Consider the following 14,535-nt stretch of genomic DNA (forward strand, 5'->3'; position numbering starts at 1 on the left):
CATCGTGGGCTTCATCGACGGGGTATCACCTGGACGAAGATTTCGTCGGGCTTGATCATGCCCAGTTCCAGGCGGGCTTTTTCCTCGACCATCTCCAGGCCCTCGCGCAAGTCGCGCACCTCCGCGGCAAGCTGTTCGTTGCGCGCGCGGGCGGCGTCGTTGCGCGATCGTTGCTCGTCCAGACGGGATTGCAGCTCCATCACCCGGGGCAGACCGTTCTTGCCGAGCCACAGCTCGGCATGCACGGCACCCAGCAATGCCAGCAGGCCCAGGGTGACGAAGCGTGCGTTCATCGGAGACGGTCAGCGCAGGTTGTAGAACGCTGCGCGACCGGGGTAGGTGGCCACGTCGCCCAGGTCTTCCTCGATGCGCAGCAGCTGGTTGTACTTGGCGATGCGATCGGAGCGGGACATCGAGCCGGTCTTGATTTGGCCGGCGTTGCTGCCCACGGCGATGTCGGCGATGGTGGCATCCTCGGTCTCGCCCGAGCGGTGCGAGATCACCGCGGTGTAGCCGGCGCGCTTGGCCATCTCGATGGCGGCGAAGGTTTCGGTCAGCGTGCCGATCTGATTGATCTTGATGAGGATCGAGTTGGCGATGCCTTTGTCGATGCCTTCTTTCAGGATCTTGGTGTTGGTGACGAAAAGGTCGTCACCGACCAGTTGCACTTGGCGGCCCAGGCGTTCGGTCAGCAGCTTCCAGCCGTCCCAGTCGCCTTCGTGCATGCCGTCTTCGATGCTGATGATGGGGTACTTGTCGCACCAGGTGGCCAGCATGTCGGCCCACTGTTCGGCCGCCAGCGTGAGGCCTTCGCCGGCAAGGTGATATTTGCCGTCCTTGTAGAACTCGCTGGCGGCACAGTCCAGGCCAAGGGCGATTTGTTCGCCGGGGGTGTAGCCGGCTTTGTCGATGGCCTCCAAGATCAGTTGAATGGCGGCCTCGTGGCTGGCCACGCTGGGGGCAAAGCCCCCTTCGTCGCCCACGGCGGTGCTCATGCCCTTGTCGTGAATGATCTTCTTCAGCGCATGGAAGACTTCCGCACCGTAACGCACGGCTTCGCGGAAGCTGGGCGCTCCCACCGGCAGGATCATGAATTCCTGCAAGTCGAGGTTGTTGTTGGCATGCGCCCCGCCGTTGATGACGTTCATCATGGGCACGGGCATTTGCATGGCGCCCGAGCCACCGAAGTAGCGGTACAGCGGCAGGCCCGACTCCTCGGCCGCAGCCCGGGCCACGGCCATCGAGACGGCCAACATGGCATTGGCGCCCAGGCGGCTTTTGTTGTCGGTGCCGTCCAGGTCGATCAGGGTGCGGTCTAGGAAGGCTTGTTCAGAGGCGTCCAGCCCCATCACCGCTTCGGAGATTTCGGTGTTGATGTGCTCGACGGCCTTGAGCACGCCTTTGCCCAGGTAGCGGGATTTGTCCCCGTCGCGCAGCTCGATGGCTTCGCGTGAGCCGGTGGACGCTCCGGACGGCACGGCCGCACGGCCCATCACACCGGACTCCAACAGCACGTCGCACTCGACGGTGGGGTTGCCACGGCTGTCCAGGATTTCACGGCCGACGATGTCGACGATGGCACTCATGAGGTTCCTTTCGGTTGTGCAAGTGAGGTCAGACCGGAGCGGCGACGCCCTCGACCAAGACCATGTTGAAGTAGTCGGTGGCGCCGCTGCGCAGCGCACGGATGCGGGTGTAGGCCTCGCCGTCGTAGAACGCCTTGGCCTGCTCGTAAGAGGGAAAGCGCAAGACGGCCACACGATGGGGCTGCCAGTCGCCCTCCAGGGTCTCATGCCGGCCGCCACGCACGAGGTATTCCCCGCCAGCGGCTTTGACCGCTGCAGGCGCCTCGGCCATGTACTGCTGGTAGCGCTGCGGGTCGGAGATCTTCATCGTGACGATCAAATAGGCCTCTGGCATGTGCTGTACTCCGCGGAGGGGATGAATGCGTTCAGCCCGCCTGCCGGCGGCGTTGATGCTCCAACGCCGCCTTGATGTACGAGTTGAACAGCGGGTGGCCGCCCCAGGGGGTGGATTTGAACTCGGGATGGAATTGCACGCCCATGTACCAGGGGTGCACGTCGCGCGGCAGCTCGACGATTTCGGTGAGTTTTTCGCGCTGCGTGATGGCCGAGATGACCAGACCGGCTTCCTCGAGCTGGGGCAGGTATTTCTCGTTGGCTTCGTAGCGATGGCGGTGACGCTCAGTGACCACATCGCCGTAGATTTCATGGGCCAGCGTGCCGGGCTTGACGTCCGAGCTTTGCGAACCCAGGCGCATCGTGCCCCCGAGGTCGGAGTTGGCATCGCGCTTGTGAATCGAGCCGTCCGCATCTTGCCACTCATCGATCAGCGCGATCACCGGATGCGGGGCCTGCGGGTCGAATTCGGTGCTGTTGGCGCCGGTCAGGCCGGCTTTGTGGCGAGCGTACTCGATGGTGGCCACCTGCATGCCCAGGCAGATGCCCAGATAGGGGATGCGGTGTTCGCGGGCGTATTGGGCGGCCAGGATCTTGCCTTCCACCCCGCGCTTGCCGAATCCACCGGGCACGAGGATGGCATCGTACTTGCCGAGCTGGTCGATATTGTCCGGAGTGAGTTCCTCGGAGTCGATGTAGTCGATCTTCACGCGGGCCTGGTTGTGGATGCCGGCATGGCGCAGCGCTTCGTTGAGCGACTTGTAGGAGTCGGACAAATCCACATACTTGCCGCACATTGCGATCGTGACTTCGTGCTGCGGGTGCTCCACCGCATGCACGAGGTGGTCCCATTTGGACAAGTCGGCCGGGCGGGTGCTCAAGTGCAGCTTGGTGCAGATGAGCTGGTCCAGACCTTGCTCGTGCAGCACGCGCGGCACCTTGTAGATGGTGTCCACGTCCCACATCGAGATCACGCCGTACTCGGGCACATTGGTGAACAGCGAGATCTTCTCGCGCTCATCCTCGGGGATGCGGCGGTCGGCACGGCACAGCAGGGCATCGGGCTGGATGCCGATTTCGCGCAGCTTTTGCACCGTGTGTTGGGTCGGTTTGGTCTTGAGCTCGCCGGCCGCAGCGATCCAGGGCACATAGGTCAGGTGCACGAAGGCGGTGTTGTTGGGCCCAAGCTTCAGACTCATCTGTCGCACGGCTTCCAGGAACGGCAGGGACTCGATGTCACCCACCGTGCCGCCGATTTCGACGATGGCCACGTCGACCTCCTCGGGCGTGCCCACCCCGGCGCCACGCTTGATGAATTCCTGGATTTCGTTGGTGATGTGCGGAATCACCTGGACGGTTTTGCCCAGATAGTCGCCCCGGCGCTCTTTTTCGAGCACGCTCTTGTAGATTTGGCCGGTGGTGAAGTTGTTGGCCCGGCGCATGCGCGTGGTGATGAAACGCTCGTAGTGGCCGAGGTCCAAATCCGTTTCGGCGCCATCGTCGGTGACGAAGACTTCGCCGTGCTGGAACGGCGACATCGTGCCCGGGTCGACGTTGATGTACGGATCGAGCTTGATGAGGGTGACTTTGAGGCCGCGCGATTCGAGGATCGCAGCCAGAGAGGCCGAAGCGATGCCCTTGCCCAGGGAGGACACCACCCCGCCAGTGACGAAGACGTACTTGGTCATTGTGGGCGGCGCAAGCTTGTCGCCCGCGCCGTGGTGGTAAAGCGGCATTTTATGACAAGCCGCTTGCCCTCCGATGCGCGGGCTGGCTCCGGCTCAGGCCGCGCGAGGCTCGGCCGTGCCGCAAGCCTCCTGTTCGAAGCGCTGCAACCAGCTCACGACGGCGCGAGCGGTCTCCAGGGGCTTCTCGAAGGGATAGAGGTGGCTGCCTTCGATCCATTGCATGCGGTCCTGGACCACGTCTTGCGTGCCGCGCAGGCCCACTTGCCGAACTTCGGCCGAGCGTGTGCCCCCGATGAAGGCCACCGGGCAGGGCAAGGGCCTGCGGCGCAGCAGCCAGTGCAGGTGGTGAGGCAGCGAGTCATAGATGGCTGTTTCGACTTCGCGGCGGAAACTCAGCACGCGCCGGTCGCCCAAGGGCTGGGTGCCGGCGCGGATGTAGTCTTGTAGGACTTCCGGGTCCCACACGGCGAAATTGGGCTTGGCCGCGAAGTGGCGCAGGGCTTCTTCCTCGCTGGCCCAGGTGGTGCGCCGCTGGCGCGACACCCGGCCGGGCGAGACCCGCTGAATCAGCCCAGCGGCTTTGAACAGGCGCACGCCGTGGGCCTTGAGGCCGTAGACGATGGGCGAGTCCAGCAGCACCACGCCTTGGGCCAAGTCGTTGCGTTTGGCCGCAGCCAGCAGGCTCAAATAGCCGCCCAGCGAATGCCCCACCAGCCAGACGGGCTGACCGACTTCCCGTTCGATGAAATGCAGGAGCTGGTTGCGCAGGTGCGGCCAGTTGCTGGTGACCGGGTAGCGTGGGTCGTGGCCAAACTTTTCCACCGCGTGCACCGTGTAGCCGGCCTCGCGCCAGGCGTCGAACAGCTTGCGGTAGGTGCCGGCCGGAAAGCCGTTGGCATGCGAGAAGACGAGATGGCGGTTCATGGTGGTTCAGGCACTGGGAGCTTGCACCTTGCGGATCGGGTGCAGGATCATCTGTTCTTGCTGTGAGGGGGCCTGCTCGGCACTGGGCGCCCCGGATGCCGCGCTCCAGCCCGGATCGGGGATGGATTCGAAGACTTCTCGCAGACGCTGGCCCCAAGTGCTGCGGATCATACGGAAATAGCTGTCGTTTTCGTCGATGTGTAGGATACGCGAGGCGTGCAAGGAATCGGCCTCGTAGATCAGCAGGTCCAGCGGCAAGCCCACCGACAGATTGGACTTGAGCGTGGAATCCATCGAGATCAGGGCACACTTGGCGGCCTGTTCCAAGGGGGTGGCCGGGGTGATGACGCGGTCGATGATCGGTTTGCCGTACTTGGACTCGCCGATTTGGAAGTAACACACGCCGTCCAGTCCGGCCTCGACGAAGTTGCCGGCGGCGTACACATTGAACAGGCGCATCGGCTCGCCGCGGATCTGGCCGCCGAAGATGAGGTTGACGTTGAAGTCGATGCCGAAATTCTTCAGCGCATCGGCGTCTCGCGCATAGACCTTGCGTACCGCCGCGCCGACGATGCGGGCGGCATCGAACATGCTACGGCAGTTCCAGATCGACACCGGTCCGTCGGGGCTGTCGATGGTTTCGGTGCGCAGCAGCTGTCGCACCGATTGCGTGATCGCCAGATTGCCGGCCGACAGCAGCACCATGGTCCGCTCGCCAGGCTGCTCGTAGACGGTCATCTTGCGGAACGTGGAAATCTGGTCCAGGCCCGCATTGGTGCGCGAGTCGGACAGGAACACCATGCCGGTGTCCAGGCGCATGGCCACGCAGTAGGTCATGGGGATTTGCCTTGCAGGAGTTCTTTCAGACGGTACAGGGCGTCCAGCGCTTGGCGAGGCGACAAGGCGTCTGGCTGGAGCGCCGCCAGCGCTTCTTCGACGGCCGATGGGGCGGCCGCCGGCTCCGACGGCGCCGGCGGGGGGGCAAACAGGTCGATCTGCGCTTGGCTGTGGCGCTGCTGGGCCTCCAGGGCCTCCAGCGTGGCGCGGGCCTGCCGCAACACACTGGCCGGCATGCCGGCCAGGCGCGCCACCTGCACGCCGTAGCTGCGGCTGGCCGGTCCAGGCTGGATCTCGTGCAGAAAGACGATGTCCTCGCCCGACTCGGCCGCCGACACATGCACGTTCAAGGCCCGTTCGTGCTTCACCGGAAACTCTGTCAGCTCGAAATAGTGCGTGGCAAAGAGTGTGAACGAGCGATTCTTGTCATGCAAATGGCTGGCGATGCTGCCGGCCAGCGCCAGCCCATCGAAGGTGGAGGTGCCCCGGCCGATCTCGTCCATCAGCACCAGGGAATGCTCGGTGGCACTGTGCAAAATGGCCGCCGCCTCGGTCATTTCGACCATGAAGGTGGACTGGGCATTGGCCAGATCGTCGGCCGCGCCGATGCGGGTGTGGATCGCGTCGATCGGGCCCAGGCGGCAGGAAGCCGCCGGCACGTAAGAGCCCATGGCCGCCAGCAACACGATCAAGGCCACTTGCCGCATGAAGGTGGATTTGCCGCCCATGTTCGGGCCGGTGATGATGAGCATGCGCTTGCGCGCATCGAGCCGGCAGTCATTGGGCATGAAAGGGCCGGCGCCGGTTTCCAGCAAGCGGGCTTCGACCACGGGGTGGCGGCCGCGCTCGATCTCGATGCAAGGTTCGCGCACGAACTCGGGTCGGCACCAATTCAGCGTCATGGCCCGTTCGGCCAGAGCGGCCAGGGCGTCCAGGGCGGCCAGCGAGCGGGCCAGCCGGGTCAGGGCCGGCACATGGACCTGCAGGGCGTCGAGCAGTTGTTCGTACAGCAGCTTCTCACGCGCCAGTGCCCGCTCCTGCGCCGACAGGGCCTTGTCTTCGAAGGCTTTGAGTTCGGGCGTGATGTAGCGCTCGGCGTTCTTCAGGGTTTGGCGGCGCTGGTAGTCCGCCGGCACTTTGTCGATCTGGCCTTGGGTGACTTCGATGTAGAAGCCGTGCACCTTGTTGAACTGCACGCGCAAATTGGCGATGCCGGTGCGCTCGCGCTCACGTGCTTCCAGGTCGATCAGGAATGCGTCGCAGTTTTGGCTGATCGCGCGCAGTTCATCCAGCTCGGCATCGAAGCCGGGGGCGATCACACCGCCGTCGCGCAGCCAAACGGCCGGCTCCTCGGCCAAAGCGCGTTGCAGCAAGTCGGCGGCGGCCGGCGCCGGACTCAGGGCTTCGGCCAGCTCGGCCAGCAGCCCCACCGGGGGCTGCGGCAGCGTGGCGCGCAACGCGGGCAAGGCCAGCAGCGTGGCGCGCAGGCCGGCCAGCTCACGCGGGCGCACCTGGCGCAGCGCCAATCGTGCGGTGATGCGCTCGACATCGCTGACCTGCCTCAGCGCCTCGCGCAGCGCCTCGATGCCATGGTCGATGAAAGCGGCGATGGCGGCGTGACGGCGCTCGGCCTGCGTGCGGTCGCGCTGGGGATGGGTGAGCCAGCGCCGCAGCGCCCGGCTGCCCATGCCGGTGCGGCAGGTGTCCAGCAGCGACAGCACGGTGGGGCTGTCCTCGCCACGCAGGGTTTGGGTGAGTTCCAGATTGCGGTGCGTGGCCGGCGGCAGTTCCAGCAGCTCGCTGGCGCGCTCCACGCGCAGCTCGCTGACATGGGCCAGGGCGCGGCCTTGGGTGTGCTCGGCATAGCTGAGCAGGGCGGCTGCGGCCGCATGGGCCACGCGCAGGTCTTGCGCGTTGTAGCCTGCCAGGCTGGCCACTTTGAACTGCTCGCACAGCTTGCGCTGACCAAGCGCCGAATCGAACTGCCAGGCCGGCCGGCGCGTCAGCGCGATGCGCGACTGCAAGACCGCTGGCGGCAGGTCCTCGCCGGTGGCCAGCAGTTCGGCAGCATTCAGCCGTGCCAGCCAGGTGGCCAGCTCACGGCCCGAGCATTCGGTGAGCCCCAGTTGTCCGTGGGTCAGACCCAGCCAGGCCAAACCGAAAGTGGCGCCTTGACGGTGCAGCGCCAGCAACAGGGTGTCGGCTTTGTCGGCCAGCAGTTCGGTGTCGGTGACGGTGCCCGGGGTGACCACGCGCACCACTTTGCGCTCCACTGGGCCCTTGGCGCTGGCCACGTCGCCCACTTGCTCGGCGATGGCCACGGCTTCGCCCAGTTTGATCAGCTTGGCCAAGTAATTCTCGACCGCATGCACCGGGACGCCAGCCATCACGATGGGTTGACCGGCGCTGTGGCCGCGGGTGGTCAGCGTGATGTCGAGCAGGCGGTTGGCCTTGACCGCATCGTCGAAAAAGAGCTCATAGAAATCGCCCATCCGATAGAAGACGAGCGTTTCGGGAAATTCGGCCTTGATGCGCAGGTACTGCTGCATCATCGGCGTGTGCTGGCTGAAGTCCTGCATCGGCGCGGCGAAATCGGTGGAGGATGGGCGCAGGCGCTGGGGCCCGCCCGGTCACATCGGCGCGTCGTCTTTGCGGGTGGCTTTGGGCTCGGTTTCGTTTTTACGGATGCGTACCGGCCCTTTCTTGGGTTGGGGAGCCGCGATGGCCGCCGCCAAGGCGCTCACCACGGCAGGGGCCTCTGGTGCGGCCGCGGGCGCATCGTCCCCTTGCCCTTTGATCACGCGGGAGTAGGGCGCCAGGATCTGGACCATTTGGCCATAGATGCGTGGCGTGCCGGCCACCACCTCGCGCTGGTGCAGGAAGTCGCTGTCGCCGGTGAAGTTGCCGATCAGACCGCCGGCTTCGGTGACCATGAGGGCGCCGGCGGCCACATCCCAGGGGCTGAGGCCCATCTCGAAGAAGCCGTCGTAGTAGCCCGCGGCCACGTAGCACAGGTCCAGTGCGGCCGCGCCGGGGCGACGCAGACCGGCGCAGGCCTGGCTCATCTCCTCGAACATCTTCAGGTAGCGCTTGAGGTTGTCGCCCTTGCGGAAGGGAAAGCCCGTGCCGATCAAAGCCTCGCTCATGCGCACCCGTTTGGAGACACGGATGCGCTTGTCGTTGAGGTAGGCGCCACGACCTCTGGAGGCATAGAAAAGATCGTTGCGCGTTGGGTCGTAGACGACGGCTTGCTGGATTTGACCGCGCACGGCCAGGGCGATGGACACCGCATAGACCGGAAAGCCGTGAATGAAGTTGGTGGTGCCGTCCAGCGGGTCGATGATCCAGACATGGTCGCTGTCTTTGTTGCCGTGGGCGCGTCCGGATTCCTCGGCCAGGATGCCGTGGTGGGGGTAGGCCGTCAACAAGGTTTCGATGATGGCCTGTTCGCTGGCATGGTCGACCTCGGTGACGAAGTCGTTGGGCGAGGACTTGGCGCTGACGCGCAACAGGTCCAGATCCAGCGAGGCGCGGTTGATGATGGCACCGGCTGCACGGGCGGCCTTGATGGCCGTGTTGAGCATGGGATGGAGCGCTTGGGACATGGGCGGAACCTGTGCGGACGCGAGCAATGAGAGGACTGGCAACGAAAAAGAGCGCCGGCTGCGCCCTGGGCAGGACGAATCGCCAAGGCGCAGCACCAAAGATAATGACGATTTTATCCATCCCCGTGTTGCGCCGCCGGTTGGGCGAGCCGTTGCTTCCATGCCCGATGTCACGCGTTTCATCCTCGTTCAGACCAGCCACCCTGGTAACGTGGGCGCCGCCGCCCGAGCGATGAAGGTGATGGGTTTTTCCGAACTGGTGCTGGTGCGCCCACGCCATGCGGATGTGCTGGTGCAGGAGGAAACCATTGCGATGGCCAGTGGCGCGGCCGACATCCTGGCGCGCGCGCGTATCGTCGATTCCTTGGCCGAGGCGTTGGAAGGCGTCACCTTTGCCTGTGCCACGGCGATGATCCCGCGCGATTTCGGCCCACCGACGTATGCGCCGCGAGAGCTGTTGCCTACCTTGGCCGCTGGCGATCATGCCGTGGGCTTGGTGTTTGGCTCGGAGCGCTACGGATTGAGCAACGAGGATGTCTATCGCTGCCATGCGGTGCTGAGCATTCCGACGGCTCCGGGCTACGGCTCGCTCAACCTGGCCCAGGCCGTGCAGCTGCTGGCCTATGAATGGCGTCAGGCGCTGGGCGGCTTCGAAGTGCCGCCACGCGCGGCCGATCGTGCCCGGGCGGACGGTCGTTCCGTGCAAGGCTTGCTGGCACACTGGGAGGAGGCCTTGGTGGCGATTGGCTTTCTCGACCCGTCGGCACCGAAGAAGCTGATGCCTCGGCTGAATCAGATCTTCAACCGCGCCGGCCTTGCGCCCGAGGAAGTGCACATCCTGCGAGGCATTGCCAAGGCCATGCTCGAGCGCGGCCGCTCGTCACGGTGATCTCGACCCCGTTGTCATCAGGGCCCCGGGCGCCCGGCCGAGCAGCCGGCTGGCCGCACCGGTACACTGAGCCGTGATCGACACCGCACCTGAGACTGAGACACAGCACCTGAACTCAGCGCCTTGGCCACCTCACCATGTTCAAACACCTCCGAGAAGACATCGCCTGCATCCTGGAGCGCGATCCGGCCGCACGGTCGGCCTGGGAGGTGCTCACCTGTTATCCCGGCTTGCATGCGCTGACGCTGCACCGGCTGGCCCATTGGTGCTGGACGCACGGGCTGCGCTGGACGGGGCGTTTTCTATCGCACCTGAACCGTTTTTTTACCGGCATCGAGATCCACCCCGGCGCGCGCATCGGTCGGCGGGTCTTCATCGACCATGGCATGGGCGTGGTGATCGGTGAGACGGCCGAAGTCGGCGATGACTGCACCATCTACCAAGGGGTCACCCTGGGCGGTACGTCCTTGACCAAGGGGGCCAAGCGGCACCCCACCTTGGGGCGCGGTGTCATCGTGGGGGCCAATGCGCAAGTGTTGGGCGGGTTCACCGTCGGCGATGGCGCGCGCATCGGCTCCAATGCGGTGGTGGTCAAAGAGGTGCCGCCCGGGGCCACCGCGGTGGGCAATCCGGCGCGCATCTTGCACAAAGAGGCCGATGCTCAACGAGAAGAGGCGGCCGCCAAAATGGGGTTTTCAGCCTATGGCGTGACGCAGAGCGACGACCCGGTGTCGCAGGCCATCCGGGGCCTGGTGGACAATGCGGCCAGCCACGAGCATCAGATCGCCCTGCTGTGGCAGGCCATCGAGAAGCTGTCCAACAGCCGCCGCTCGGACTGCGTGCCCAGCGATGCCCATACCACCGAGCAGTTCGATGCCGAGTCGCTGAACCAATTGGTCAAGTAGCTCGAGCCGGACGCACGGCGTTCTTCGGCCGGAAGGCTTTGCAGACGGCCTCGTCGGTTTCCAGGTAGGGGCCGCCGAGCAAGTCGATGCAATAAGGCACGGCGGCGAAGATGCCGTGGACCACGGGGCGGCCCTCGGCGTCTTTCAAGCCTTCGAGCGTCTCGGCGATGGACTTGGGCTGGCCAGGCAGGTTGATGATCAAGGTCTGGCGGCGGATGACGGCCACTTGGCGCGACAGAATCGCCGTGGGCACGAAGCGCAGGCTGATCTGCCGCATCTGCTCACCAAACCCCGGCATCTCGCGGTCGGCCACGTCCAGCGTGGCTTCGGGGGTGACATCGCGCGGGGCCGGGCCGGTGCCCCCAGTGGTGAGCACCAGGTCGCAGCCGCGTTCGTCCACCAGCTCGCGCAACGTGGCGGCGATGCCTTCCCGCTCGTCGGGGATGAGCCGGGTTTCCCAAGTGATGGGATTGCGCAAGGCGCGGCTCAGCCATTCCTGCAAGGCCGGGATGCCTTGGTCTTCATAGACGCCTCGTGAGGCGCGGTCGCTGATCGAGACCAGGCCGATGCGGACGGGGTCGAAGTTCGAGGGGCTCATGGGTCAGAGATCGTGGTCGCTGCGGGCCGACTCGGTGAGGAGGTGGCCCTTGAGGTACTGGAACAGTTCGCGATAGGCCCGGCCGCTGCGCTGCTCGGGAGTGCTTGCGGCATCCTTGCGGGCGGCGCGGATCAGGCTGCGCAATTGCTGGGCATCGCTGCCGGGGTGAGCGGCCATCCAGCGGGTGAGCGCCTCGTCCTCGGTCAGCAGTTCGGTGCGCCAGCGCTCGGTTTCATGCAGCGCGAGGCTGTCCGTGGCGCGGCCCAGTTTCATCTCGGCCACGGCCTCGCGCACGGGCTCGGGATCGATCTGGCGCATCAGTTTGCCGATGTATTGCATCTGCCGGCGCCGCCCTTCATGGGAGCGGGTGCGCTTGTATTCCTGCACCGCCTGCCGCAGCGACTCGGGCAAGGCCAGTCGCTCCAAACGGCTGTCGGGCAGCTGGACGAGATCCTCACCCAAGGCCTGCAGTTCGTGCATGAGCTGCTTGAGCCGTGTCTTGCTCGGGCGCTCTTGGGGCTGCGCCGCGTCGGGCTCGTCGAAAGATCGGTGGGATGGCGCAGACATGTGTGAGGCCAAGGGGAAGACAAAAAAACTCGAAGCTGCGGTGCTCGCTATCATAAGCCCGGGTCTTTCCTGTTCATGCGTGCAATCCTTCTGACACATCCTCCATGCTGTCCACCGCTTCATGCTCCGACACGCCCCACAGCGGGTTTGCCTACAGCCGCGACCAGTTCCGCGAACTCGTGGAGACGAGCTTGACGCTGGCGCGCACCTTGGGCGCCAGCGATGCGGCGGTGGAGGTCTCCGAAGGGGTGGGCTTGTCGGTGTCGGTGCGTAAGGGGCAGATCGAGAACGTCGAGCGCAATCGCGACAAGTCGATCGGGGTGACGGTCTATATCGGCCAGCGGCGCGGCAATGCGAGCACCTCGGATTTTTCGCCGGCGGCCATCGAGCAGACGGTGCGGGCGGCCTATGACATCGCCCGCTTCACGGCCGAGGACCCAGCCGCCGGTTTGCCCGACGAGGCGGATTTGGCGCTGGGCGAGGCCGCCGAGCGCGACTTGGATCTGTTCCACCCCTGGGCCCTGGATGCCGCCGCAGCGGCCGAATTGGCCTTGCGCTGTGAAGCGGCGGCCTTTGCCGTGGACAAGCGCATCACCAATTCCGAAGGGGCCGGTGTGTCGGCTCAGCAATCCCATTTCTTTGCGGGCAACACGCGCGGCTTCCGCGGTGGTTATGCCAGTTCGCGGCACTCGCTGTCGGTCGCCCCCATCGCCGGCCGGGGCGCACACATGCAGCGCGACGCTTGGTACACCTCGATGCGCGACCCGGCCGACCTGGCCTCGCCCGAGGCGGTTGGGCGTTATGCGGCCGAGCGCGCATTGTCGCGGCTGCATGCGCGCAAGATTCCCACCTGCGAGTGCCCGGTGCTGTTCGAATCGACGTTGGCCGCCGGGTTGTTGGGCGCATTCGTGCAGGCCACCAGCGGCGGGGCGCTGTACCGCAAGGCATCCTTCCTGGTCGACAGCTTGGGGCAGCAAGTCTTTCCCGAGCATGTGGACATCCATGAAGATCCGCACATTCCCAAAGGCAAAGGCAGCGCTCCTTTCGACGATGAGGGGGTGCTGACCCGGCCGCGCCGCGTGGTCGAAGCCGGCGTGGTGCAAGGCTACTTTCTGTCGAGCTATTCGGCGCGCAAGCTGGGGCTGCGCACCACGGGGCATGCGGGCGGATCGCAGAACCTGCGTTTGAGCAGCCGCCTCACGCAGGCCGACGACGATCTGGAGGCCATGCTGCGCAAGCTGCACCGCGGCCTGTTCGTGATCGAGCTCATGGGGCAGGGCGTGAACTACGTCACCGGCGATTACTCCCGCGGGGCTGCCGGCTTTTGGGTGGAGAACGGCCGCATCGCCTACCCGGTGCAGGAAATCACCATCGCTTCCAATCTGCGCGAGATGTTCCAACGCATCGTCGCCGTGGGAGCCGATGCTTACACGCTGGGATCGAAAACCATCGGCTCGGTCTTGATCGAGCGCATGAAGGTGGCCGGTTCCTGAGACCCAGCTGAAAGCGTGATGACGCTTGAAGCCAGGCTTATCACGAAGTGCTGAGCAAGACCTGAAAAAGCCGTCGGACTCGGTGATTCCTCCAAGCGGAATCACCCTCGAGCGAGGGTCTGCTCATCGTTCCTAGAATCGCCCGGCCTACGGGCTTCATCCATAGCAATACAGGAGCTTTCCATGGAACGTCGTTCCTTCATCCGCACGGCCGGCTTGGCTGGCGTGCTTGCTGCCGGGGCCGCTCCGGCAGTCCATGCCCAACCTGTGGTTCGCTGGCGCTGTGCTTCGAGCTTCCCGAAGACCCTGGACACCATTTACGGCGGGGCCGAGACGTTTGCCAAGAAGGTTCATGACATGTCAGGGGGCAAGTTCCAGGTCTCGGTGCATGCCGGTGGCGAACTGATGCCTCCGTTTGGCATCGTCGACGCGCTGCAAAACGGCACGGTCGAGATGGGGCACACCGTGCCTTACTACTATTTCGGCAAGGACCCGACGTTTGCGATCGGTGCGGCCATCCCGTTCGGCCTGAACTCTCGCCAGATGACCGCCTGGATGTTCGAGGGCAATGGCTTGAAGCTGATGCGTGAGTTCTACGCGCAGTACAACATCATCAACTTCGCCGGCGGCAACACCGGCGCGCAGATGGCCGGCTGGTTCCGCAAGGAGATCAACACGGTCAACGACTACAAGGGCCTGAAATTCCGCATCGGCGGTTTTTCTGGCGAAGTGATCAAGCGCCTGGGCGGCGTGCCGCAGAACATCCCCGGCGGCGAGATCTATCAGGCGCTGGAGAAGGGCACGATCGACGCAGCCGAGTGGATCGGTCCCTACGACGACCAGAAGCTCGGCTTCAACAAAGTGGCGCCTTTCTACTACTACCCTGGTTGGTGGGAGGGAGGCCCGCAGATCGATTTCTTCATCAACATCAAGGCTTACGAGGCTCTGTCGGCCGAATTCAAAGCCATCGTGGAGGCGGCGGCCACGTTCGCCCATGTGGAAATGCAGGCCAAGTACGACGCCCGCAATCCGGTGGCATTGAAGCAACTGGTCGCCCAGAAGGTGCAGCTCAAGGCGTTCCCGAAGCCGGTGATCGATGCGGCCTTCAAG

Annotated in this window: 14 protein-coding genes; 4 read left to right on the forward strand and 10 right to left on the reverse strand. The window is 64.9% G+C overall.

Translation table 11 applies throughout. The annotated features are described in order from the left end of the window. Nucleotides 1–11 precede the first annotated feature (11 nt). The 8 genes from ftsB to CTA01S_RS10545 form a co-directional block, all read right to left on the reverse strand. Nucleotides 12–293 (reverse strand): cell division protein FtsB, encoded by a 282-nt coding sequence (ftsB, locus tag CTA01S_RS10510; protein ID WP_019559577.1) that lies wholly within the window; start codon nt 291–293, stop codon nt 12–14. Nucleotides 294–302: 9 nt separating this feature from the next. Beyond that, complete coding sequence (gene eno, locus CTA01S_RS10515) at nt 303–1,586, reverse strand: phosphopyruvate hydratase (RefSeq protein WP_019559578.1); 1,284 nt, start codon at nt 1,584–1,586, stop codon at nt 303–305. A 28-nt stretch (nt 1,587–1,614) separates the two neighbouring features. Next, complete coding sequence (locus tag CTA01S_RS10520; RefSeq protein ID WP_019559579.1) at nt 1,615–1,920, reverse strand: DUF1330 domain-containing protein; 306 nt, start codon at nt 1,918–1,920, stop codon at nt 1,615–1,617. 31 nt (nt 1,921–1,951) lie between these two features. Next, complete coding sequence (gene pyrG / locus CTA01S_RS10525; protein WP_062195350.1) at nt 1,952–3,607, reverse strand: CTP synthase; 1,656 nt, start codon at nt 3,605–3,607, stop codon at nt 1,952–1,954. A 93-nt stretch (nt 3,608–3,700) separates the two neighbouring features. Beyond that, a complete protein-coding gene (locus CTA01S_RS10530) occupies nt 3,701–4,531 on the reverse strand; it encodes an alpha/beta fold hydrolase (protein WP_019559581.1) in 831 nt (276 codons plus the stop codon). Nucleotides 4,532–4,537: 6 nt separating this feature from the next. Next, nucleotides 4,538–5,368, reverse strand: coding sequence for a proteasome-type protease (locus CTA01S_RS10535; RefSeq protein WP_019559582.1), 831 nt, complete (start codon nt 5,366–5,368; stop codon nt 4,538–4,540). Next, a complete protein-coding gene (gene mutS, locus CTA01S_RS10540) occupies nt 5,365–7,947 on the reverse strand; it encodes a DNA mismatch repair protein MutS (protein WP_062195353.1) in 2,583 nt (860 codons plus the stop codon). Before mutS ends, CTA01S_RS10535 begins: the two co-directional genes overlap by 4 nt. A gap of 51 nt (nt 7,948–7,998) precedes the next feature. After that, entirely contained in the window at nt 7,999–8,973 is a 975-nt protein-coding gene (locus CTA01S_RS10545; RefSeq protein ID WP_019559584.1) for an inositol monophosphatase family protein, read from the reverse strand. Between the two features lie 160 nt (nt 8,974–9,133). Here CTA01S_RS10545 and CTA01S_RS10550 point away from each other — a divergent pair, with 160 nt between their 5' ends. Together CTA01S_RS10550 and cysE are read left to right on the forward strand one after the other, a co-directional pair. After that, the gene (locus tag CTA01S_RS10550; RefSeq protein WP_019559585.1) at nt 9,134–9,862 is read left to right on the forward strand and encodes an RNA methyltransferase; all 729 of its coding nucleotides are present in this window, start codon (nt 9,134–9,136) and stop codon (nt 9,860–9,862) included. 137 nt (nt 9,863–9,999) lie between these two features. Continuing rightward, nucleotides 10,000–10,767, forward strand: coding sequence for a serine O-acetyltransferase (gene cysE, locus CTA01S_RS10555; protein WP_019559586.1), 768 nt, complete (start codon nt 10,000–10,002; stop codon nt 10,765–10,767). Here the strand turns inward: cysE and mog are convergent. Both mog and yjgA read right to left on the reverse strand, forming a co-directional pair. After that, nucleotides 10,760–11,365 (reverse strand): molybdopterin adenylyltransferase, encoded by a 606-nt coding sequence (gene mog / locus CTA01S_RS10560; RefSeq protein WP_019559587.1) that lies wholly within the window; start codon nt 11,363–11,365, stop codon nt 10,760–10,762. The genes cysE and mog overlap by 8 nt on opposite strands. Before the next feature lie 3 nt (nt 11,366–11,368). Further along, complete coding sequence (yjgA, locus tag CTA01S_RS10565) at nt 11,369–11,932, reverse strand: ribosome biogenesis factor YjgA (RefSeq protein ID WP_062195356.1); 564 nt, start codon at nt 11,930–11,932, stop codon at nt 11,369–11,371. A 104-nt stretch (nt 11,933–12,036) separates the two neighbouring features. Here yjgA and pmbA point away from each other — a divergent pair, with 104 nt between their 5' ends. Both pmbA and CTA01S_RS10575 read left to right on the forward strand, forming a co-directional pair. Beyond that, nucleotides 12,037–13,425, forward strand: coding sequence for a metalloprotease PmbA (gene pmbA, locus CTA01S_RS10570; protein WP_062195359.1), 1,389 nt, complete (start codon nt 12,037–12,039; stop codon nt 13,423–13,425). Between the two features lie 183 nt (nt 13,426–13,608). Beyond that, on the forward strand, nt 13,609–14,535 hold a 927-nt coding region (locus tag CTA01S_RS10575; protein ID WP_062195362.1), incomplete at its 3' end, for a TRAP transporter substrate-binding protein.

It is taken from the genome of Caldimonas taiwanensis NBRC 104434 (genome assembly GCF_001592165.1).
Classification (GTDB): Bacteria; Pseudomonadota; Gammaproteobacteria; order Burkholderiales; family Burkholderiaceae_C; genus Caldimonas; species Caldimonas manganoxidans.

Coding starts and splice junctions, on each gene's coding strand:
- ftsB (WP_019559577.1), bottom strand. CDS start 293: ATGAACGCACGCTTCGTCACCCTGGGCCTGCTGGCATTGCTGGGTGCC.
- eno (WP_019559578.1), bottom strand. CDS start 1,586: ATGAGTGCCATCGTCGACATCGTCGGCCGTGAAATCCTGGACAGCCGT.
- CTA01S_RS10520 (WP_019559579.1), bottom strand. CDS start 1,920: ATGCCAGAGGCCTATTTGATCGTCACGATGAAGATCTCCGACCCGCAG.
- pyrG (WP_062195350.1), bottom strand. CDS start 3,607: ATGACCAAGTACGTCTTCGTCACTGGCGGGGTGGTGTCCTCCCTGGGC.
- CTA01S_RS10530 (WP_019559581.1), bottom strand. CDS start 4,531: ATGAACCGCCATCTCGTCTTCTCGCATGCCAACGGCTTTCCGGCCGGC.
- CTA01S_RS10535 (WP_019559582.1), bottom strand. CDS start 5,368: ATGACCTACTGCGTGGCCATGCGCCTGGACACCGGCATGGTGTTCCTG.
- mutS (WP_062195353.1), bottom strand. CDS start 7,947: ATGCAGGACTTCAGCCAGCACACGCCGATGATGCAGCAGTACCTGCGC.
- CTA01S_RS10545 (WP_019559584.1), bottom strand. CDS start 8,973: ATGTCCCAAGCGCTCCATCCCATGCTCAACACGGCCATCAAGGCCGCC.
- CTA01S_RS10550 (WP_019559585.1), top strand. CDS start 9,134: ATGCCCGATGTCACGCGTTTCATCCTCGTTCAGACCAGCCACCCTGGT.
- cysE (WP_019559586.1), top strand. CDS start 10,000: ATGTTCAAACACCTCCGAGAAGACATCGCCTGCATCCTGGAGCGCGAT.
- mog (WP_019559587.1), bottom strand. CDS start 11,365: ATGAGCCCCTCGAACTTCGACCCCGTCCGCATCGGCCTGGTCTCGATC.
- yjgA (WP_062195356.1), bottom strand. CDS start 11,932: ATGTCTGCGCCATCCCACCGATCTTTCGACGAGCCCGACGCGGCGCAG.
- pmbA (WP_062195359.1), top strand. CDS start 12,037: ATGCTGTCCACCGCTTCATGCTCCGACACGCCCCACAGCGGGTTTGCC.